The organism is Pseudomonas sp. RIT-PI-r (assembly GCF_001297015.1).
In the GTDB taxonomy this organism is placed as follows: Bacteria; Pseudomonadota; Gammaproteobacteria; order Pseudomonadales; family Pseudomonadaceae; genus Aquipseudomonas.
In genome coordinates this window covers 117,623-136,866 of sequence record NZ_LIGE01000015.1, presented here as the reverse complement: position 1 = coordinate 136,866, position 19,244 = coordinate 117,623, and the positions used below count along the sequence as shown (strand labels likewise).

The following is a 19,244-nucleotide window of genomic DNA, read 5'->3' as shown; positions in this document are numbered from 1 at the left end:
TCGACGGACGGTCGCCGAATCCAGAAGGTCCGACCTATTGGCTATAAGCAGGCAGGCCGGTCTGACACCGTTTGAAATCGAGCCGCTGTGGAACTGCTCGCTGCGCACCCTGTATCGTGACGAACCGCTGAAATGTCCCGACAGGAGAACGCAATGAGTTGGTCCGCCAAACAATACGTCGCTTTCGAAGATGAACGCACCCGCCCGGCCCGCGATCTGCTGGCGGCGATTCCCACGCCTGAAGCGCGAACAGTGGTCGATATCGGTTGTGGTCCCGGTAACTCGACGGAGTTACTGGTGCAGCGTTTTCCCAGGGCGAAAGTCAGCGGGCTGGACAGCTCGGCGGACATGATCGATGCCGCACGCAAGCGCTTGCCAGAGTTGCAATTCGAGGTGGCGGAGATTGATAAATGGGCCGATTCAGGGCCGTTTGATGTGATCTTCGCTAATGCCGTATTGCAGTGGGTGCCGGATCACGCGACGTTGTTGCCGGCGCTGGCCAGCAAGTTGTCGGCGGGTGGCAGTCTGGCGATCCAGATGCCGGATAACCTTAATGAATCCTCACACCGTTTAATGCGTGAAGTCGCTGCGAATGGTCCGTGGGCGAGCAAGCTCAGCGGCGCTGCGGGGCAACGTACCGACATGGCGAGTGCCAGTGATTATTTCTCGATGCTGCGGCCACACTGCGCTCGGGTCGATGTGTGGCGCACCACCTATCACCATCAGCTGTCTGGCGGGGCGGCGGGGGTGGTGGAGTGGTTCAAGGGGAGTGGGTTGATTCCGTTTTTGAATCCGCTGACCGAGGCGGAAAAGGCGCAGTACCTGGAGAAGTATCTGGCGGAGGTCGGGAAGGCTTATCCGGCGTTGGCGGATGGTTCGGTGCTGTTGCCATTTCCCAGGCTGTTTATCGTTGCGACACGTTGAAAAGAGTCGGACGTGTTGTTCGGCTGGGAATTTCGGGTGCGCTTTCGGACGGGCCCCTCATCGGAACGCCGCCCGCCCAGCCCTCTCCCTAGGGAGAGGGAGCCGAGTTGTGTTGTTTCCAAACCTGAGTTCGCCTCGATTTTGCACGTCGGCGTAGCTCAGGAGGGCAACTCGGTCAGTCCCCTCTCCCTCTGGGAGAGGGCTAGGGTGAGGGGCTTTAAGCTCAGCGCTGCACCGCCACCAACATCATCATCGGCCGTTCCCGCTCTTCCGCCAGCGCCGGTTGCGCCGCGATTTCAGCATCGCTCGGCCCCCATTCATTGACATGTCGAATCGTGAACCCCGCATCGATCAGCGAATTGAGCAATGTCCCAACCGTACGATGCTGCTTGATCACGCCCTCAGCCAGCCAGTTCGTAACGCGCTCACCCTCCAACTGATAGCTATCCAGTGGCCAACGCTTGTTACCTTCAGCGTCAATCAACCAACCCGGATTACGCGGCGCCATGAAGATCGGATGCTCAATGGAAAACACAAAATACGAACCCGGTTTCAGCGCCGCGTACAGGTGCGCAAACAGCCCCGGCAGATCCTTGATGTAGTGCAGCGCCAGTGAGCTGTAAGCCAGATCAAAACTGCAGGCGGGGAGGTCAAGCTGTTCCAGATCGCCGCGCTCATAACGAATGTTCGACTCCGTTGTAGACTCCCGCGCGCGCTCCAGCATTTTCTCCGAAACATCCAGCGCCAACACACTCCCCGCGCCATTCTCGATGGCCCAACGACTGAACCAGCCATAACCGCAGCCCAGATCCACCACATTCAAACCGTGCATGGATGGCAGCAACGTCTTGAGCGCAGGCCACTCCGGCGCCGCGTCGAGGCCGCCGATGGAGCGGTTCATCTGGCTGTAGCCTTGAAAGAATTCGGGATCGTCGTAAATGTTTTGCGTCATGGTGAAGTGCTCTTTTGAGTTCGATCGTCAGCGGCAACGTGGCCGCGATTGGAATCCCTCGAAAGTGATGGCGCGTATTCGTCGATGGCCGCGCAGGGGGAGGGTGGTGGTCGATGGGGAAATGCTAGTCGGTTGGGCGAGAGGTGAAAACCGGTGGAGTGTTGTGGGTCTGTAATGTCGGGGAAAACGCTATGTTTTATCGCCGCGTAAACATCTTCCGGGCGAAGTGTTTAAAGGCGTGCAGTGTTACGTCCTGAAGCCTACAAATCCTTGCGCCGTTGCCTACCGCTAAGCCAGACTCCGCCGGCTTGTGCGCTTTAGGGGCGGTCGGTAACTTGGTTCGCGTCACTGATTTCCAGTGATCGGGTTTAGTAGCCCGGCATCCTCAATCTAAATAGCTGCATGAGTACCACTCAGTCAGGCGAATGCTTGCACCTGATGGTGGCTGTGCGCATGGCGCCCTCGGGTGCGCCGGATTTGGATTGGGGTCCGGTCTACTAACTTGCGCACAGCTGCCACCCATCCGTTTAGTAGCGAGATCGGTTGCGGCCTTACTAAAAGGTCTCAATCCAATGTTCAAAGTTACGCCCAATCCGCCGGAAACCGATCCGGCATCCCCCTACGAATCACCCAACTCAAAGAAATTCCACGAAGCCGCCGAACGCGCCCTCGACCACTATCTCAGCCCTACGGCCAGAATCATGGGTTCCACCCACGAACCCGAACCGATGTACCTCGCCAACCCTACCTACGACACCGAGTCTCTGCTGGCCAACGCCAGCGAAACCCTCGGCTCGGCCACCACCATGCTCAACAACTTCGCCGCGTTGCTCGACACCTCACACCGCAAGACTGCACTCGGCATCGCGCAGGTCGTCATGTTGGGAGAATTGGCGGTGAATCAGGCACTGGATAAGGTCGTGCCAGCGGGGTAATCACAAAATCGTCGAGGTGTAGCAGACACAAAAAAACCGGCTCTAAAGGCCGGTTTTTTGTAATTGCGGCTACAGACATTCACGATTCAAGGCGCCAACATCCGCAACGCCGCCGAAGTCAAAAACGCCGAACGATTCTTCTCCTCCGGATGATGGTGAACGTGAAGATCAATGCGCTCAAGCAGGTAGCCCGGCAGCGTAATACTCACTTCTTGCGGACTCCCGAGGCACCGACCGACATCCGCGTCCACCAACGCCCAAACGCAGCCTGCGTATTTCGGATTGGAGAAGTGAGTTCCAGGTTTCCCAGCGACCGGAATGGCTGCACCACTTTCCGCCAGAATTTCGATGTGGGCCTCTATGGCCGCTTTTGCCATCTCAATGGCATCCTCTTGATCATCTCCGGCAGAAAAACATCCTGGCAGATCCGGCACCTCAACACCCCAGGCACACTCACCGTCACTGGCAGAGATTGCGATTGGATAGAGCATCTGGATAATCCCCTTGAGCACGCAGCGCTTCTTATCGTTAGAGAGATCAAAGGGTAAGGGGAGATGGCGTATCTGCAATCAACGGTGTGTTTCTGAATGGTTCTGCACCCAATTGGCAAACCTCAAATCCCAGCCACAAAAAAACCGGCCCTATGGGCCGGTTTTTCTATCCTGCATCCCCCGTCAAAATCACAACGTGAGACCAATATTCGAGTGGAGCGGGTAGAGGGAATCGAACCCTCGTCGGAAGCTTGGGAAGCTACTGTTCTACCATTAAACTATACCCGCTCAGAGCGGCTGACTTTGTACCAGACTCGGCCACGGATTTGAAGTTTTTCTTTTACTCATGAACGCTTTGAATCACTGAAAACGATCAATCGCGGGCGAGCACTGCAGTGAGAAAAGCAAAATCCCAACCCCGCAGTCTCGCGCGCGATGACACTTTTTCAAATGGCGAATGCATGTTGATCCTGAACAAACGAGTAACGCGTTCGGCTGGTCTGCTGCGCCGGTTTCAGAAAGCCGAGCAGGGCGTTCTGGCTATCGCGGCAAGCGGCCTTGTGCTCCATATCGAGAAAATGCCCGGTGGCTTGCAGCGTGGTGAACGTGCTCTGCGCCACGTGGTTGCCGAACAGGCGTGCGTCTTCGGCAGCGGTGTATTCGTCCCATTCGCCGTTTAGAAACAGCACCGGCACGTTGATTTTTTTCGCTGCGTTCAGATAGCACTGCCGATCGCTGTGCAGTACGTCGCTGATGTGGAAGTGCATCTGCCCGTATTCGTGCTCGGCGAGGCTGCTGACGTGGCGATAATTGAAGCGTTTGAACAGTGATGGCAGGTGTTTGCCGATGGTGCTGTTGACCAGATGGCCGACGCGGTCGCCGTCGCGCTGGCCGAGGTAGTCGACGCCGCGTTCGAGGTAGTCGAGCATGTGCGCGTTGATCACTGGCGAGAACGAGCTGATCACCGCCCGTTCGATGCGCCGTGGCTGGTGGGCGAGGGCGACCAGGGTCGCGGCGCCGCCCCAGGAGAACGACAGCACGTGTTCGGCGGCGAAGTGGTCGATCAGCTCGAGCAGAATCTGCCCTTCGACGTCCTTCGTCAGAGGTTTCTCGTGGCGGTTGTGGGCTTTTGTCCGGCCCGCGTAGGGCTGGTCGTGGCAGACCCGGTGGATTGGGGGGGCCGGTTTTTCACAGTCTGTGCAAACGACGCAGTCGTGGCCATCGAGCCGTTGACCAGGATGATGGTCTTTTCTGCGGCGTCTGCGCGATAGAACTCCGTGTAAACCCGATACTGACCCTGTATATCCAGCACAGCGATTTCTGGCCTCATGTCATAAGACTCCTGGCAAGCAAGCGGGTATGCGCGCAAATAGACATTGCACGAGCTTTGTGACAGGTAGGCATACGCCTGGAATTTGCTTGGCCCATGTCGATCCGTTACGGCAGGTCGACGGGTATTGTTATTGGCGGGCAGTCTGCCGGCTGAGGCGAAGCCCTGAGGCTTACGACCGGCAAAAAGTTTCTTAGAAGTATGTTGTGACTCATCGGTCACAATCTGGCCGACGTCCTGATTCAAGCAGGGGAGTCGGCATCGCGCAAGTGCCGTTGGTAAATTGTTCGACAACTTCTGCTGAGCGGTCGCCGGCTTAGAACAAATGGATCTCTTCGGTGCGCAAAGCGCGGTACTCGCCCGGTTTTAGCGCGTTATCGAGCAGCAGCGGACCCATGGATTCACGGTGCAGACGCAGGACTTTGTTGTTGAAGAAACCAAACATGCGCTTCACCTGATGGTAGCGGCCTTCAACGATGCTGAGCCGCGCCGAGCGTGGGCCGAGCAGCTCCAGTTGCGCCGGTTGCGTGGTCAGATCCTCGAAGGCGAAGTAAATCCCCTCGGCAAAGGTGCTCGCATATTGCGCGCCAATCTCCTGCTCGGTCTCGACGTAATAGACCTTCGGCAATTTGGTCTGCGGCTGGGTCAGGCGGCGCGACCACGCGCCGTCGTTGGTGATCAGCATCAGACCGGTGGTGTTGAAGTCCAGGCGTCCGGCGATGTGCAGGTCGTCCTTGTCCGGTTCATCGATCAGGTCGAGCACCGTCGGGTGTTGCGGATCACGGGTGGCGCTGACGCAACCCGGCGGTTTGTGCAGCATGAAGTAGCGTGCCGGTTTGCCGCTTTGCAGGACTTCGTCATCGACTTCGACGCGACTGAAATCCAGCACCTCGCTGTGCGGATCGCTGACGATTTTTCCGTCAATCCGCACGCGCTTTTCCACCAGCAACAGGCGAACCTGCTGACGATTGTAGCGGGGCAGGTTGCTGAGAAAACGGTCGACGCGCATGTTCAGAGTTCGGTGAATGAAGGGCCGCGCATCTTACGGGAACGAGCGCTTGGCCGCTTGCAGTTGCGCCTCGACCTGCGCGCAACGTGGGCACAGGCAGGATTGGTTGCGCAGTTCTGGCGGCAGCGCTTCAAGCACGGCCGGATCGATGCTCACGCCATAGCACCAGCATTCGCGGTCGGCGGTGCGCGGGTCGGCCAGGCTGCAGTCGTTACGGGCGCCGCAGGCCGGGCAAAGGTCGGGTTTAACGTCAGAATCAGGCATAAGTCGAGTGAGGCATTTCCACGCAGGTGCGATTGCGGCCGGTTTGTTTGGCTCGGTACATCGCATGATCGGCCCGCGACAGCAGGCTGTGCAAGGTGTCATCGCGTTGCAGGGCGGTGGCGCCGATGCTCACGGTCAGATGGAGTCGGTGGCCGTCGTAGGTATATTCGTGTTGTTCGACGTGTTGGCGGATCTTCTCGGCAATTTTCTGACCGGTGTCGCCGTCGGTGTCCTTCAGCAAAACGATGAATTCCTCTCCGCCCCAGCGACAGACAATGTCGGCATGGCGCAGGCAGCTTTGCAGATCGCGAGCGAAACCGATCAACACCTGATCACCGGCCATGTGCCCGTAGGTGTCGTTCAACGCTTTGAAATGATCGAGGTCTAGCAGCAACGCCGTGAGCGGTTTGGTTTCGCGTTGCGCTTCGTGCAGAGCCTGTGCGGCGAGAATGTCGAAGCCGCGACGATTCGGCAGTTCGGTGAGGCTGTCGAGGGTGGCTTGAGCCTGAATTTTGCTTTGATAGCGCTTGATCACGCGGTTGAGCAGCGCCAACACGATCAATGTCACCAACAGGCAGATCAGCAGATTCAAATACAGCGAGTGTTTGATTTCACTCAGTGCGCCGTCTTCGCGTTTATCAACAAACAGGTACCAGTTCAGCTCCGGGATAAACCGCACGTTGAGAAAATGCCCCTGACCCTGGGCGGAATACTCGTAGCTGCCGCTGTGAGGTTTGGGCAACTGGCTGACCAGGCTTTTCATGCTTTCAAGTTCGCCGAGGCTCTGGCCGATGCGCGCACCTTGCGGGCCGCCTTCGGCACCGGTCAGCACCAACCGGCCAAAGGTGTCGACGAAGTACACGCTGCGTTGATAGCGCTGTTGATACTTGTCGATCAGCTTGATCACCGCGTCCACGGTCAGACCGACCCCGGCCGCGCCGATGAAGCGGTTGTGGTAGTCGTAAACCTTGTAGTTGATGAAGAAGGTCAGGTTGTCCTTGTTGGCCAGATCCGGGTCGACGTTGATCTCGTACGGATCCTTCATGTCACGCACGCGGAAGTACCAGGCATCGCGCGGTTCATCGACCTTGACCTGCTTGAGCACGCCTTTGGCGTGGTAGTAGGTGTGGCTGGTGTTGGAGACGAAGAATGCGGTGTAGGCGCCGTAATGGGTCATGACCTCGTCGAGGTAGCGGGTCATTTGCTCGGGATTCTGCTCGCCGTTGACCACCCAGTCGCGCATGAAGGTATCGCGGGACATCATCGAGGAAATCAGGATTGGCCGGACGAGGTCTTTCTGGATTTCCGAGTAGACCGTATCGGACGTCAACGGCAGTTCGGTGTTGACGATGTTGTCGCGGATCGAGGCGCGGGAGGCGTAGTAGCTCAGCAAAGACGTGGCGAGAAACCCGGCGCCGAGCAGGGCGATCAGTGTCAATACCAGCGAACGTTGGGAGTACAGCGCAGATCGATGCGGCATGGCAGTTCCGTTGGCAGTGGCCCGATGGCAAGCATTCTAATGGCACCACGGGGAAATAACTGCTCCATGTGCGGCGCGAATGGTCGTTCCTGGCGCAAAGCCAATCTTGTAGGAGTGAGCCTGCGCGCGATTGCAGTGTGACATTCAGTGAAGATGTGGCTGATACACCGTCATCGCGAGCAGGCTCACTCCTACAAGGTTTTGCGATGGCGCGGACACCGCTGATCTGAAGCCATCGCGGACTGGGCACTTGATCGATCCGCCCCAGTCAAACGTGTGTCGGCTGCTCTGTTGCGTTGCGGCCGTGGGTCTTTCAGGAGGCCGCCATGCGTGTTCAGAAGATGTTGCTCGGCGCGGTTCTGGTTTTCGGTTTGTCCGGTTGTTATTACTACGCCGGCCCTTACGATGCTTACCCCGCCACCTACTACTATCCCGGCTATTACTCGCCCAATTACTACGGTGGTTATTACGGCCCGCGTTACTACAGCGGCCCCCGCTATTACTACGGTGGCTACGGTTATCGCGGCGGTTACGGACGGGGTTATCACGGCGGCGGATATCACAGTGGGCACCACTAATCAGCGGCTGAATGACGGTGTTTTTGCGGATGAACAAGGTTTCATAGATCACTTGTTTCAACTTGTTGCAGGAACGCACCAGATGCCGAAAACGCTGTCTGATTTTTCGACAGTCACCGATTAATTGACTGTCGCCTGCCAGCGTCGCTGGTGTGGCCAACCCGCGGTCCAGGAGGCCGCCATGTATAGACGAATTCTTCTGCTTGCTGCGTTGATGTTTTCCGTTGCCGGTTGCGTCCCGTACTCCTACGCGGACTCGTATTACAGCTCAGAGGTCTACACATCACCTGCACCGGCCTACTACAACACGGGTGGCACGTATTACAACGGTGGCAGCAGGTATTACGCGCAGCCACGCTATTACCAACCAGCTCCGCGGTATTACCAGCAACCGCGCTATTACCAATCGGCGCCGCGTTACTATCAACCGGCCCCGCGTCACTACGAAAGCCGTCGCTGGCACGGCAATGATCGCGGCCGCTGGGATGGCCACCGTCGTGGCGGTTGGGATAACGATCACCGCGGTCGTGGCAACTATGACCGACACAGTGGACGCGGTGACCACAATGGACGTGGCAACCGCTGGTAATCACCTGCCAACAGAAAGCGGCGCATAAAGCGCCGCTTTTTTTGTGCCCGGATTTCAATACTGCGTCAAATCCGCCAACGGATGCCGCCCCTCCCAGACCTTGTGAAAGTGCGCCTCAACCACCGCTTCCGGCACATGGTTGATATCCGGCCAATGCCAGTGCGGCTTCTGATCCTTGTCGATCAATCGCGCGCGAACCCCTTCGCTGAACTCCGGGTGCCGGCAGCAATTGAGGCTCAGGGTGTATTCCATCTGAAAGACTTCGGCCAGCGACATGTGCCGGGCACGGATGATCTGTTCCCAGACCAGGTGCGCAGTCAGCGGCGAGCCTTCGCTCATGGTTTTCGCCGCGCGGGCGATCAGCGGGTCGCTGCTGTCGCGTTGCAGGCTGATGGCTTTCCACGCACAGGTGACGTCACTGACATCCAGCAACTCATCAATCTGCTGGCGACGCGGCAGCCACTGCGCTTCGGGCATTTGCGCCACGGCTTCCTGCTGCAAAGCCTTGAGCAGGCTGTTGAGCTGCATGTCCGTCTGTTCCTGCCAATTGAGCTGCAGCAGGCCTTCGATCAATTGCGGCTGTTGTTCGTCGAGCAGTAAGCGGTCGGCCAGATCCAGATCGATCGCATCCCGACCATTCATGTGCGCACCGGTGAGGCCGAGGAATAATCCGAGCTTGCCCGGCAGCCGTGCGAGAAACCAACTGGCGCCGACGTCGGGATACAGACCAATGGTGATTTCCGGCATCGCCAAACGACTGCTCGGCGTAACAATCCGCGTACTGGCGCCTTGCAACAGGCCCATGCCGCCGCCGAGCACATAACCGTGACCCCAGCAGATCAGCGGTTTCGGATAGGTGTGCAGGCTGTAATCCAGGCGATATTCCGCGCTGAAAAACTGCGCGGCCAGCGGTGGTACTTCGCCGGGGTGAGCGCGACAGGCTTCCACCAGGCTGCGCACCTCGCCGCCAGCGCAGAACGCTTTGGCGCCATTACCGCGCAGCAGCACGCAGACGATTTGCGGATCCTTGGCCCAGGCGTTCAACTTGTCGCTGAGGGCGTTGATCATTGGCAAAGACAACGCGTTCAGCGACTTTTCAGCGTCCAGGCTGGCGATACCGATGCGGGCGCCGTCGGTGCCGGTGAGTTCTTCGAAGTGCAGATTCATCGTGACCTCGATCGGGAATTTGAACGATCAGTATGATCGCTGTGGGGGAAAGTGCCGGATCTGCGTCAGATCAATTGACAAGCGTGGCCGGCTTTCCTAGGGTTCGCCCCATTGTTTTTGCCGGGTATGACCATGACTGCTGACGACCGTATCAAACTCGAACCGAGCTGGAAGGAGGCACTGCGTGCTGAGTTCGACCAGCCTTACATGGCAGAGTTGCGCCAGTTTCTGCAGCAGGAGCGGGCGGCCGGCAAGGAAATCTATCCGCCGGGGCCGATGATTTTCAACGCACTGAATTCGACGCCGCTGGATAAGGTGAAAGTGGTGATCCTCGGCCAGGACCCGTATCACGGCCCGGGTCAGGCCCACGGTTTGTGCTTCTCGGTGCAGCCGGGTGTGCCGGCGCCGCCGTCGCTGGTCAACATCTATAAAGAGTTGAAGCGCGATCTGAACATCGACATTCCCAATCACGGCTACCTGCAGAGCTGGGCCGATCAGGGCGTGTTGATGATCAACACCACCATGACCGTCGAGCGCGCCAACGCCAATGCGCACAAGGACAAGGGCTGGCAGTTCTTTACTGACCGGATCATTGAACTGGTCAGCGAGCGCCAGCCGCATCTGGTGTTCATGCTCTGGGGCGCGCATGCGCAGAGCAAACAGAAGCTGATCGACGCGACCAAGCATCTGGTGCTGACGTCGGTGCATCCGTCGCCGTTGTCGGCATATCGCGGGTTTTTGGGTTGCGGACACTTTGGCCGCACTAACAAGTTTCTTGAGCAGAATGGCGAGACGCCGATCGAGTGGCGTTTGCCGCCGATTTGAAAAGCATCGCGAGCAGGCTCACTCCTACAGTTGGAATGCGTTCCCCGGTGGGAGTGAGCCTGCTCGCGATGGGGGCAACTCGGTTTTATTCGGGATTGCGATTCCAGTATTTGAACAACGGCTCCGCCAGAAACAGCACAAACAGCAGCCGCATCACCTGCATCGCTGTCACCAGCGGCACCGACAGTTGCAGGGTCTCCGCCGTCAGACTCATCTCGGCAATTCCGCCGGGCATCATGCCCAGCGTCAGCGAGCGCAGATCCAGATGGGTCAGCGCACTCAACCCCAACGCCGCCAGCGTGGCGATCAACATGGTCAACGCCGTGCCAATCAACGTCCGCCCCATGAAGGAAGGCGCGCGGCGGAAGAACTGCCGGTTGAAGTGACAGCCCAAGCCGCTGCCAATCAGCCACTGGCCAATCTGACTGCCACCATTGGGTAAACCGATGTGCAAATCCCAGCCAATGCTCACCGCCGCGCTCACCAGCAACGGCCCGAACAGCCACGGATTGGGTTGGCGCAAACGCTGCCAGAGCCACGCGAGCAAACCGCCCGCCGGAAACAGAATTGCCAGCCAGCGCCAATCGACGCTGCCTGCGTGAGAAATCGGGTTGCCATCGCCGAGCAGATACTTGAACGCCGCCGGCACGCACAACACCACGACCAGCACTCGCAAACTCTGCCCCGCCGCAACGTGGCTGAGCATCGCGCCATTGCGCGCACCGAGGTTGACCATCTCGCCGGAACCGCCGGGCATGCTCGAGAAAAACGCCGTGGCGCGATCCTCGCCGGTACGACGCATCAACCACACGCCGACCACCGCCGACACACTGGTGACCAGCGCACCGAAGAAGATCAAACCGAAATGACTGAGCACCTGCTCCATCACCAGCGGGGTGAAGTGCAGGCCAATGCCGATGCCGACAATCCACTGGCCGCACTTGCGGCCGCCAGGGATTTCGGTGAGTTGCCATGGGGTCAGGCAGCGCACGAGGATGATCGCCAGCAATGAGCCGACCATCCACGGCAGAGGCCAGCCGATCTGGCTGGCGAGGTAACCGCCGAGCAGACCGACCAGCGGGGTTCCCCACCAGGATTTCAGTGAGTCGCGATCAAACATCGGCAATGGCGCGACGCGCGACCGAACGTTTGCGCCAGATGCGAATCAGCGGGAAGGCCAGCATCAACGCGGTCAGCACCCAGACACCGAAGGTGATCGGGCTAGACCAGAGGATTTCCAGCGCACCGTTGGAAATCGACAGCGCACGACGCAGGTTCTGCTCCATCAGACCGCCGAGGATGAAGCCCAGCAATACCGGCGACAACGGGAAGTCGAGCTTGCGCAGGATGTAACCGAAGATGCCGATACCGACCATCAGGAACAGGTCGAACGTGGTCGCGTGTACCGCGTAAACGCCGATCCCGGTGATGATCGCAATCACTGGCACCAGCGCCCAGTTCGGCACGGCGAGGATGCGGGTGAAGATGCGGATCATCGGAATGTTGAGGATCACCAGCATGATGTTGGCGATGAACAACGACGCGATCAGGCCCCAGACGATGTCCGGTTGTTGCTGGAACAGCAGCGGGCCCGGGGTGATGTTGTACAGCGACAGCGCGCCGATCATCACCGCCGTGGTGCCCGAACCTGGCACGCCCAGCGTCAGCATTGGCACCAACGCACCACAGGCCGAAGCACCGATGGCCGTTTCCGGAGCGGCGAGGCCACGGGCATCACCCTGACCGAATTTGCCGCTGGCACCGGCGATGCGTTTTTCGGTCATGTAAGCCACGGCGCTGGCCAGCGTCGCGCCGGCACCCGGCAAGACGCCCATGATGAATCCGAGCAGGCCGCAACGGATGTTCACCACGAACACCGAAGACGCTTCCTTGAAGTTGAACATCATCCGCCCGGTAGCTTTCACCGCTTCCTGGCCGCGATGGGTTTTCTCCAGCAGCAACAGAATCTCACTGACCGAGAACAGACCGAGCACCAGCACAACGAATTGAATGCCATCAGTCAGGTGGATGTTGTCGCCGGTAAAGCGGTAAACGCCGCTGTTGGCGTCAATGCCGACGCTCGACAGGAACAGGCCGATCAACGCCGCGATAAACGTCTTCAACGGTCGATCCCCGGCCATGCCGCCGAGGCAGACAATCGCAAACACCATCAGCACGAAGTATTCCGCCGGCCCGAAAGCAATCGCCCATTTCGCCAGCAGCGGGGCGAACAGCACCATGCCGCAGGTGGCGATAAACGCGCCGATGAAAGAACTCCACGCCGACAGCGACAGCGCCACACCGGCCATACCTTTACGGGCCATCGGGTAACCGTCGAGGGTGGTCATCACGGTCGATGCTTCGCCCGGAATGTTCAGCAGGATCGAGCTGATCCGACCGCCGTATTCGCAGCCCAGATACACCGCCGCGAGCAGAATCAACGCCGATTCCGGCGGCAGGCCGAGAGCGAATGCGATCGGGATCAACAACGCCACGCCATTGATCGGGCCGAGGCCCGGGAGCAGGCCGACGACGGTGCCGATCAGCGTGCCGGTCAGAGCCGTGACCAGGTTGTACGGGCTCAGCGCGACGCCGAAGCCTTGACCCAAATAACCGAGGGTATCCATATCAGTTCTCCAGCACGTCGAGCAGGCCAAGGGGCAGCGGGACTTCCATCACGCGGTCGAACAGCAGGTACAGACCAATGGCCATCAGCGTGGTCACCACGATGCTCGGCATCCAGCGACCGCCATACAGACGCGCCATCGGAATGCCGATGAGGATGCTGCTGAGGATGAAACCCAGCGGTTCGAAGAGGCCGGCGAACACCAGCAGCAGTGCGACGCAGATAGCAATCTTGGTCAGGGTTTCGCGATCCAGTGGCGGCTCGTCTTCACTGTGTTTGATCGGCGCCGGGCGGAACACCATGTACAGCAGCGCCGCGCCCATCAGGCCGAGCATCAGCAGAGGGAAGGCGCGCGGGCCCACCGGTTCGTAGGAAAAAGCCGCTTGGTACGGCCACGCCATCAGTGCCAGACCGGCGCAAACCAGCAACAGCACGGAGGCGAAAATGCGTTGAATAAGCATGGGAGCTCCTGTGCCGCGTCCCCGTAACCGGGAACGCAGCCGCTAGACAGAGACGATCACTGGATCAGGCCGAACTCTTTGGCCAGCACTTTGTAGTCCGCGACCTGCTTCTTCACGTAGGTGTCCAGTTCCGGGCCGGTCATGGCGAACGGGAACAGTTCACGCTGATCGCGCAGCTTGGCGAACTCATCGGAGGCCAGCAGTTTGTCGAACGAGTCTTTCCACCAGGCGTAGTCTTCATCGCTGACTTTTGGCCCGAGGTAGAAACCGCGAACCACCGGCCAGACGATGTCGTAGCCTTGCTCGCGAGCGGTCGGAATGTCTTTCATTTCCGGCTCGTCGAGACGCTTGTCGGCGAACACCGCGAGCAGACGCATGTCACCGCTCTGGATGTGCGGCATGGAGTCGGAGATGTCGGTACTGCCGACCTGGATGTGGCCACCGAGCAGGGCGGTGGCGATTTCGCCGCCGCCTTCGAGGGCGACGTAACGCAGGTCACGCGGGTTGATCCCGGCAGCCTTGGCGATCAGTGCGGTTTGCATCCAGTCCTGGCTGCCGACGGTGCCGCCGGAACCGATCACCACCGAGCTTGGATCTTTCTTCAGCGCTTGAACGAGATCGTCGAGGGTCTTGTAGGGCGAATCGCTTTTCACCGCGATGGCGCCGTAGCTGGTGCCGACCGCCGCCAGCCAGCGCACGTTGGTTTCATCGAAGCGACCGAACTTGCCTTGGGCCAGGTTCAGCAACGAACCGCTCGACCATGCGACCAGCGTGCCGGCATCGGCAGGGCGCTGCGCGACCACGGCGTTGTAGGCTACCGCGCCGACACCGCCGGGCATGTAGGTGACGCGCATCGGTTTGCTCAGCAGCTTCTGGTTGACCAGTGCGCTCTGCACCAGTTTGCAGGTCAGGTCGAAACCACCGCCGGGGGACGCCGGGGCGATACATTCCGGACGTTTCGGTTCAGCCATCAGTTGGCCGGCAAACAGGATGCAACTGGCGGCCAGTGCAACTTTACGCAGTGACAGGTTCATTCGATTCTCCACGGGCATTGTTGTTATTCGACGTGTTTTTCACTTACGGGCATTTACCAAAGGGCAACGCTGTAGCTCACCAGCAAACGCACTTCGTCTGCATCGCGAGCCGAGTAATTGGAGCGGTAAGTGGCATTACGCAAACGCACGGCGACATCCTTCAAGGCGCCGCTTTGTACTACATATTTGATCTCGGTGTTGCGTTCCCACTCTTTGCCTTCTTCACCGTTCTTGAGCTTGATGTTGTCACCGCTCAGGTAACGACTCATGAAGCTCAGGCCTGGAATGCCGAGTTTGGCGAAGTCGAAGTCGTAGCGAGCCTGCCAGGAGCGTTCTTCGGCGCCGGCGAAGTCGTTAATCTGCACGAAGTTGACCAGATACGGGTCGCTGCCATCGACGTAAGGGAAAGCGCTGTCGCCAGACATGTGCTGATAACCGGCGCTGAACTTGTGCCCGCTCAGCGCGTAGCTGACCAGACCGTTGAGCGAGCGGTTGTCGATCTCGCCGCCACGGGCTGCGCCTTGGTCATCGCTGACGGCAAAACGCAGATCGGTGGCAAACGTGCCCGGGCCCATCGGCCGCGAGGCGACCAGGCCGAAGAAGTGCTGGTTGTAGACTTCGTCGAGTTGGGCGAAGTGGTAACTGCCGGTGATCTTGTCGGTGAACTTGTAGTCGACGCCGCCAAAATCGAAGTGCTTGCCGGCGGCGGTGCCAGCGAAACGGCTGTTCTTGTTGTTGAGGGCGATGTCCTCGAAATCGGTGCTGTCGCGATCCTTGGCTTTCTCCAGTCGACCACCGGTGAAGGTCAGGTTCTTGATCTCTTTGGAGGTCAGCAAACCGCCTTCAAAGGTCCGCGGCAGGATGCGCCCGTCGTTGGGTTTGAGGATCGGCAGTTCAGGAATCAGGCTGCCTATTTTAAGTTCTGTGGCAGATATTTTCACTTTGCCGGTCAGGCCGACTTTGGAGTACTCATCCGCCGCGCGCCCGTCGTCGTGGGTTGGCAGCAGGCCGGTGCCGGTGCGGTCCGGACTCGAATCAAGCTTGACGCCGAGCATGCCCAACGCATCGACACCGAACCCCACGGTGCCGTCGGTGTAACCCGATTGCAGATTGAGCATGAAACCCTGGGCCCATTCGTCACGCTTGGATTGCTGCGCGCTGGTGCCATCGCGAAAGTCGCGGTTGAAATACATGTTGCGGGTTTCGAAGGTGGCGCTGCTGTCTTCAATGAAGTCGGCAAAACTCAGCGGTGAAAAACCGGCAAGGGCGGCGGCACTGGCGAGGGCGGTGTGGCTGAAACGGGAAGGGCGGACAGGCGTGGAAGCCTGAGGCTGCATGGACAGCATGCGGGTGTACTCCGTTTATTGTTCTTATTGGTCGAAAACGCTTCGTGGCGTTTTTCGTAGCGCTGTGTGGCAGCAGCGACGGCAGTCGGGACTGTCCGTGGGCCGACTCTAACCGGCTAACCTTTCACTAACCTTTCAGCTGACTTTCACGGTTTTCGGGCTTCACAGCGGCGGTTGCGGCTGTAAACTCCGCGGCAAAGCGTGGCGTCGGCCATCCCTGAACGAGGTAAAAATCCATGCGTGTTCTGCTCGTCGAAGACCATCTGCAACTGGCCGAAAGCGTCGCCCAGGCGCTCAAGAGCACCGGTCTGACCGTGGATGTGTTGCACGATGGCGTAGCCGCCGACCTGGCCTTGAGCAGCGAGGAATACGCCGTGGCGATTCTCGATGTCGGCCTGCCGCGCATGGACGGTTTTGAAGTGCTGGCGCGGTTGCGCGCTCGAGGAAAAAATCTGCCGGTGCTGATGCTCACCGCGCGCAGTGATGTGAAGGATCGCGTCCATGGTCTCAATCTCGGTGCCGATGATTACCTCGCCAAACCATTCGAACTGACGGAACTGGAAGCGCGGGTCAAAGCCCTGTTGCGTCGCAGCGTGCTCGGCGGCGAGCGTCAGCAGCGCTGTGGCGTACTCGCCTATGACCTCGATACCCGACGCTTCACCCTCGGCGAAGAATTACTGACGTTGACCTCACGCGAGCAAGCGGTGCTGGAAGCGCTGATCGCCCGGCCAGGACGGGTGATGAGCAAGGAACAATTGGCCGCGCAGGTGTTTGGCCTCGACGAAGAGGCCAGTCCCGACGCCATCGAAATCTACGTGCATCGCTTGCGCAAGAAACTCGACGGTCAACCAGTGGCGATCGTGACCTTCCGCGGCCTCGGTTACCTGCTGGAAAGCCGCGATGCATAAGCCCAGCAGCCTGCGCTGGCGCTTGCTGTGGAACCTCGCGTTATTGCTGGTGGTGTTGATGCTCGCCAGTGGTTTGAGTGCTTACTGGAATGGTCGCGAAGCCGCCGACACTGCGTATGACCGCACGTTGCTGGCCTCGGCGCGGACCATCGCTGCAGGTCTGTCGCAACGTGACGGCACATTGAGTGCCGATGTGCCTTACGTCGCACTCGACACCTTCGCTTACGACAGCGCCGGGCGGATTTACTATCAGGTCAATGACATCCATCAGAAGCTGATTTCCGGCTACGAAAACCTGCCCGGCCCGCCGCCGGGGACGCCGCGCACGGACAGTTATCCCGCGTTGGCGCGCTTCTACAACGCCACCTACAAAGGGCAAAACGTGCGTGTGGTCAGCCTGCTCAAGGCGGTGACCGAACCGAACATGAACGGCATGGCGGAAATCCGCGTCGCCGAAACCGATGAGGCTCGGGTAAGCATGGCGCGCAGTCTGGCGGCCGATACCTTGCTGCGATTGGGTATGTTGGCGATCGGTGCGTTGCTGTTGGTGTGGTTCGCGGTCAGTGCGGCTTTGCGCCCGTTGGAGCGCTTGCGTACAGCGGTGGAAGAGCGTCAGCCCGACGACTTGCGGCCGCTGCCATTGGTTGAAGTGCAGCATGAGCTGTGGCCGTTGGTCCGTGGACTCAATCATTTCACCGAGCGCTTGCGCGGGCAGTTCGAACGGCAGGCGCAGTTCATTGCCGATGCGGCCCATGAGTTGCGTACGCCTTTGGCAGCGCTGAAGGCGCGGCTTGAGTTGGGCCTGCGCTCCAACGATGCCGAAGTCTGGCGCTCGACGCTGGAGTCTTCGGCACAAAGCACTGATCGCCTGACCCATCTGGCCAATCAGTTGCTGTCGCTGGCGCGAGTCGAAAACGGCGCCCGGGCGATCGCCGAGGGTGGCGCGCAGTTGCTCGATCTGAGTCAGTTGGCCCGAGAATTGGGCATGGCCATGGCGCCGTTGGCGCACAAGCGCGGGGTGGCGCTGGCGCTGGAGGCGGACGAACCCGTCTGGCTGCGCGGTGAGCCGACGTTGCTGAACGAGTTGCTGAGCAATCTGGTGGACAACGCGCTGGCGCACACGCCACCGGGCGGCAATGTGATTTTACGCGTGACGGCGCCGGCGGTGCTTGAGGTCGAAGATGACGGGCCGGGGATTCCGCTGGAAGAGCGCGATCGGGTGTTCGAACGGTTCTACCGGCGTAATCAGCAGGTCGCGGGTTCGGGGCTGGGATTGGCGATTGTCGGTGAGATTTGCCGGGCGCATCTGGCGCAGATCAGTCTGCATGATGGCGAGCAGGCGGGGTTGAAGGTGCGGGTCAGTTTTATTGCCGGGTGACTTGCAGTGTTTTTGTTGGCCTCATCGCGAGCAGGCTCACTCCTACACTGGAACACGTTCTCCTGTAGGAGTGAGCCTGCTCGCGATGGCCACAATAAGGTCTCGAATCAGTAAAACATCGTCCGCGACTCTTCCAGATCTTCACACAGCGCTTTGTTCTCCTGATCGATCCCAAGCTTGCGGAACGCCGGAACTGTCATTGGATCGATCCGCGCAAACGGATGATCAGTGTCCTTGTGGCAATACAGGCTCGCCACCTGCACCAGATCGACGTAATCAATGGCCGTCGAGTCGCGCTTGAAGTCCTGATAGCGCCCCGGCAATTCCACCAGACGTTCCGGAAACTCCCAGACGCGCAGGAGCTTGTCGCCCAGCAACGGATGAATGTGATCGATCACATGGTTGAGGCTGACCGGGTCTGACAGCAGCTCATAGTGATCTTCTGCGTAGGTCAGAATCGGCAACACGCCGATCTGGTGCACCAGCCCGCCGAGTGCTGCCTGATCGGGTTTGAGCTGCGTGTAGCGGCGGCACAGCGCATAACTGACCCCGGCAATTTCCAGGCTCTTGCGCCAGACTTCGCGCATCTTCTGTTCGACCACTTCGGAGCGGGCGTGGAAAATCTGCTCCATCACCAGACCGATCGCCAGGTTGCTGCTGTAGTTGATGCCCAGCCGGGTGATGGCCGTGTGCAGGTCGGTAACTTCCTGGGCGGCGCGCAGCAGCGGGCTGTTGACCACTTTGATCAGGCGCGCCGATAACGCCGTGTCCCGGCCGATCACTTTGCTCAGGTCGCTGACGCTGATTTCCGGGTCTTCAGCGGCCTTGCGAATCTGCAGGGCCACTTCCGGCAACGTGGGCAGAACCAGGTCATCGTTATCGATGGCCTCAACCAAATCCTGTTGGACTTTTTCCGCCAGTTCGCTCATTTGGACTCTCTAGGGTGT

Annotated in this window: 19 protein-coding genes, 1 tRNA gene and 1 pseudogene; 7 read left to right on the top strand and 14 right to left on the bottom strand. The window is 59.4% G+C overall.

The window, feature by feature from the left end:
- Positions 1-153: 153 nt before the first annotated feature.
- The gene (gene tam / locus AK821_RS04735; RefSeq protein WP_064388501.1) at positions 154-924 is read left to right on the top strand and encodes a trans-aconitate 2-methyltransferase; all 771 of its coding nucleotides are present in this window, start codon (positions 154-156) and stop codon (positions 922-924) included.
- A 223-nt stretch (positions 925-1,147) separates the two neighbouring features.
- On the opposite strand, the gene AK821_RS04730 is transcribed toward tam, so the two are convergent.
- Complete coding sequence (locus AK821_RS04730) at positions 1,148-1,876, bottom strand: class I SAM-dependent methyltransferase (protein WP_064388499.1); 729 nt, start codon at positions 1,874-1,876, stop codon at positions 1,148-1,150.
- Positions 1,877-2,448: 572 nt separating this feature from the next.
- Between AK821_RS04730 and AK821_RS04725 the strand changes: the two genes are divergently transcribed.
- Entirely contained in the window at positions 2,449-2,811 is a 363-nt protein-coding gene (locus tag AK821_RS04725) for a DUF6124 family protein (RefSeq protein ID WP_064388498.1), read from the top strand.
- Between the two features lie 86 nt (positions 2,812-2,897).
- Here AK821_RS04725 and AK821_RS04720 read toward each other — a convergent pair whose 3' ends face one another.
- The 6 genes and pseudogenes from AK821_RS04720 to AK821_RS04695 form a co-directional block, all read right to left on the bottom strand.
- Positions 2,898-3,302 (bottom strand): type II toxin-antitoxin system HicB family antitoxin, encoded by a 405-nt coding sequence (locus AK821_RS04720; protein WP_064388546.1) that lies wholly within the window; start codon positions 3,300-3,302, stop codon positions 2,898-2,900.
- Between the two features lie 214 nt (positions 3,303-3,516).
- Positions 3,517-3,590: transfer RNA gene (locus AK821_RS04715), tRNA-Gly, on the bottom strand.
- Between the two features lie 158 nt (positions 3,591-3,748).
- A pseudogene (locus tag AK821_RS04710) lies at positions 3,749-4,632 on the bottom strand (alpha/beta fold hydrolase).
- Between the two features lie 316 nt (positions 4,633-4,948).
- Entirely contained in the window at positions 4,949-5,641 is a 693-nt protein-coding gene (locus AK821_RS04705; RefSeq protein WP_064388495.1) for a pseudouridine synthase, read from the bottom strand.
- 33 nt (positions 5,642-5,674) lie between these two features.
- Entirely contained in the window at positions 5,675-5,905 is a 231-nt protein-coding gene (locus tag AK821_RS04700; RefSeq protein WP_064388494.1) for a cysteine-rich CWC family protein, read from the bottom strand.
- Positions 5,898-7,385 carry a sensor domain-containing diguanylate cyclase gene (locus tag AK821_RS04695; RefSeq protein ID WP_064388493.1) on the bottom strand — a complete coding sequence of 496 codons (1,488 nt, stop codon included), beginning with the start codon at positions 7,383-7,385 and terminating at the stop codon, positions 5,898-5,900. The genes AK821_RS04700 and AK821_RS04695 overlap by 8 nt, the downstream gene beginning before the upstream one ends.
- A 326-nt stretch (positions 7,386-7,711) precedes the next feature.
- Here AK821_RS04695 and AK821_RS04690 point away from each other — a divergent pair, with 326 nt between their 5' ends.
- Positions 7,712-7,963 carry a hypothetical protein gene (locus tag AK821_RS04690; protein WP_064388492.1) on the top strand — a complete coding sequence of 84 codons (252 nt, stop codon included), beginning with the start codon at positions 7,712-7,714 and terminating at the stop codon, positions 7,961-7,963.
- Positions 7,964-8,144: 181 nt separating this feature from the next.
- Positions 8,145-8,552 carry a hypothetical protein gene (locus AK821_RS04685; RefSeq protein WP_064388490.1) on the top strand — a complete coding sequence of 136 codons (408 nt, stop codon included), beginning with the start codon at positions 8,145-8,147 and terminating at the stop codon, positions 8,550-8,552.
- Positions 8,553-8,606: 54 nt separating this feature from the next.
- On the opposite strand, the gene AK821_RS04680 is transcribed toward AK821_RS04685, so the two are convergent.
- On the bottom strand, positions 8,607-9,719 hold the full coding sequence (locus tag AK821_RS04680; protein ID WP_064388488.1) for an enoyl-CoA hydratase/isomerase family protein: 1,113 nt from the start codon (positions 9,717-9,719) through the stop codon (positions 8,607-8,609).
- A gap of 132 nt (positions 9,720-9,851) precedes the next feature.
- Between AK821_RS04680 and ung the strand changes: the two genes are divergently transcribed.
- The gene (ung, locus tag AK821_RS04675; protein ID WP_064119805.1) at positions 9,852-10,544 is read left to right on the top strand and encodes a uracil-DNA glycosylase; all 693 of its coding nucleotides are present in this window, start codon (positions 9,852-9,854) and stop codon (positions 10,542-10,544) included.
- Between the two features lie 85 nt (positions 10,545-10,629).
- Here the strand turns inward: ung and AK821_RS04670 are convergent, their stop codons facing one another.
- From AK821_RS04670 to AK821_RS04650, 5 genes are read right to left on the bottom strand one after another with little or no spacing between them, the layout of a single operon-like run.
- Positions 10,630-11,664 (bottom strand): AbrB family transcriptional regulator, encoded by a 1,035-nt coding sequence (locus AK821_RS04670; protein WP_064388486.1) that lies wholly within the window; start codon positions 11,662-11,664, stop codon positions 10,630-10,632.
- Positions 11,657-13,171, bottom strand: a complete 1,515-nt coding sequence (locus tag AK821_RS04665; protein ID WP_064388484.1) for a tripartite tricarboxylate transporter permease — start codon at positions 13,169-13,171, stop codon at positions 11,657-11,659. The genes AK821_RS04670 and AK821_RS04665 overlap by 8 nt, the downstream gene beginning before the upstream one ends.
- Before the next feature lies 1 nt (position 13,172).
- On the bottom strand, positions 13,173-13,631 hold the full coding sequence (locus tag AK821_RS04660; RefSeq protein ID WP_064388483.1) for a tripartite tricarboxylate transporter TctB family protein: 459 nt from the start codon (positions 13,629-13,631) through the stop codon (positions 13,173-13,175).
- Positions 13,632-13,687: 56 nt separating this feature from the next.
- Complete coding sequence (locus AK821_RS04655; protein WP_034153137.1) at positions 13,688-14,665, bottom strand: Bug family tripartite tricarboxylate transporter substrate binding protein; 978 nt, start codon at positions 14,663-14,665, stop codon at positions 13,688-13,690.
- Positions 14,666-14,718: 53 nt separating this feature from the next.
- Complete coding sequence (locus AK821_RS04650; RefSeq protein ID WP_064388481.1) at positions 14,719-16,011, bottom strand: OprD family porin; 1,293 nt, start codon at positions 16,009-16,011, stop codon at positions 14,719-14,721.
- Positions 16,012-16,247: 236 nt separating this feature from the next.
- Between AK821_RS04650 and AK821_RS04645 the strand changes: the two genes are divergently transcribed.
- Together AK821_RS04645 and AK821_RS04640 are read left to right on the top strand one after the other, a co-directional pair.
- A complete protein-coding gene (locus AK821_RS04645) occupies positions 16,248-16,919 on the top strand; it encodes a response regulator (RefSeq protein ID WP_007898613.1) in 672 nt (223 codons plus the stop codon).
- Entirely contained in the window at positions 16,912-18,297 is a 1,386-nt protein-coding gene (locus AK821_RS04640; RefSeq protein ID WP_064388479.1) for a sensor histidine kinase, read from the top strand. The genes AK821_RS04645 and AK821_RS04640 overlap by 8 nt, the downstream gene beginning before the upstream one ends.
- Before the next feature lie 107 nt (positions 18,298-18,404).
- Here the strand turns inward: AK821_RS04640 and AK821_RS04635 are convergent, their stop codons facing one another.
- The gene (locus AK821_RS04635) at positions 18,405-19,226 is read right to left on the bottom strand and encodes an HDOD domain-containing protein (RefSeq protein WP_064388478.1); all 822 of its coding nucleotides are present in this window, start codon (positions 19,224-19,226) and stop codon (positions 18,405-18,407) included.
- Between the last annotated feature and the right edge of the window lie 18 nt (positions 19,227-19,244).

What these genes read in the sequence shown, in the direction of transcription:
- AK821_RS04645 (WP_007898613.1), top strand. Translation starts at nt 16,248, where the DNA reads ATGCGTGTTCTGCTCGTCGAAGACCATCTGCAACTGGCCGAAAGCGTC.
- AK821_RS04655 (WP_034153137.1), bottom strand. Translation starts at nt 14,665, where the DNA reads ATGAACCTGTCACTGCGTAAAGTTGCACTGGCCGCCAGTTGCATCCTG.
- AK821_RS04695 (WP_064388493.1), bottom strand. Translation starts at nt 7,385, where the DNA reads ATGCCGCATCGATCTGCGCTGTACTCCCAACGTTCGCTGGTATTGACA.
- AK821_RS04725 (WP_064388498.1), top strand. Translation starts at nt 2,449, where the DNA reads ATGTTCAAAGTTACGCCCAATCCGCCGGAAACCGATCCGGCATCCCCC.
- AK821_RS04670 (WP_064388486.1), bottom strand. Translation starts at nt 11,664, where the DNA reads ATGTTTGATCGCGACTCACTGAAATCCTGGTGGGGAACCCCGCTGGTC.
- AK821_RS04640 (WP_064388479.1), top strand. Translation starts at nt 16,912, where the DNA reads ATGCATAAGCCCAGCAGCCTGCGCTGGCGCTTGCTGTGGAACCTCGCG.
- AK821_RS04690 (WP_064388492.1), top strand. Translation starts at nt 7,712, where the DNA reads ATGCGTGTTCAGAAGATGTTGCTCGGCGCGGTTCTGGTTTTCGGTTTG.
- ung (WP_064119805.1), top strand. Translation starts at nt 9,852, where the DNA reads ATGACTGCTGACGACCGTATCAAACTCGAACCGAGCTGGAAGGAGGCA.
- AK821_RS04665 (WP_064388484.1), bottom strand. Translation starts at nt 13,171, where the DNA reads ATGGATACCCTCGGTTATTTGGGTCAAGGCTTCGGCGTCGCGCTGAGC.
- AK821_RS04650 (WP_064388481.1), bottom strand. Translation starts at nt 16,011, where the DNA reads ATGCTGTCCATGCAGCCTCAGGCTTCCACGCCTGTCCGCCCTTCCCGT.
- AK821_RS04705 (WP_064388495.1), bottom strand. Translation starts at nt 5,641, where the DNA reads ATGCGCGTCGACCGTTTTCTCAGCAACCTGCCCCGCTACAATCGTCAG.
- AK821_RS04680 (WP_064388488.1), bottom strand. Translation starts at nt 9,719, where the DNA reads ATGAATCTGCACTTCGAAGAACTCACCGGCACCGACGGCGCCCGCATC.
- AK821_RS04685 (WP_064388490.1), top strand. Translation starts at nt 8,145, where the DNA reads ATGTATAGACGAATTCTTCTGCTTGCTGCGTTGATGTTTTCCGTTGCC.
- AK821_RS04720 (WP_064388546.1), bottom strand. Translation starts at nt 3,302, where the DNA reads ATGCTCTATCCAATCGCAATCTCTGCCAGTGACGGTGAGTGTGCCTGG.
- AK821_RS04700 (WP_064388494.1), bottom strand. Translation starts at nt 5,905, where the DNA reads ATGCCTGATTCTGACGTTAAACCCGACCTTTGCCCGGCCTGCGGCGCC.
- AK821_RS04660 (WP_064388483.1), bottom strand. Translation starts at nt 13,631, where the DNA reads ATGCTTATTCAACGCATTTTCGCCTCCGTGCTGTTGCTGGTTTGCGCC.
- tam (WP_064388501.1), top strand. Translation starts at nt 154, where the DNA reads ATGAGTTGGTCCGCCAAACAATACGTCGCTTTCGAAGATGAACGCACC.
- AK821_RS04730 (WP_064388499.1), bottom strand. Translation starts at nt 1,876, where the DNA reads ATGACGCAAAACATTTACGACGATCCCGAATTCTTTCAAGGCTACAGC.
- AK821_RS04635 (WP_064388478.1), bottom strand. Translation starts at nt 19,226, where the DNA reads ATGAGCGAACTGGCGGAAAAAGTCCAACAGGATTTGGTTGAGGCCATC.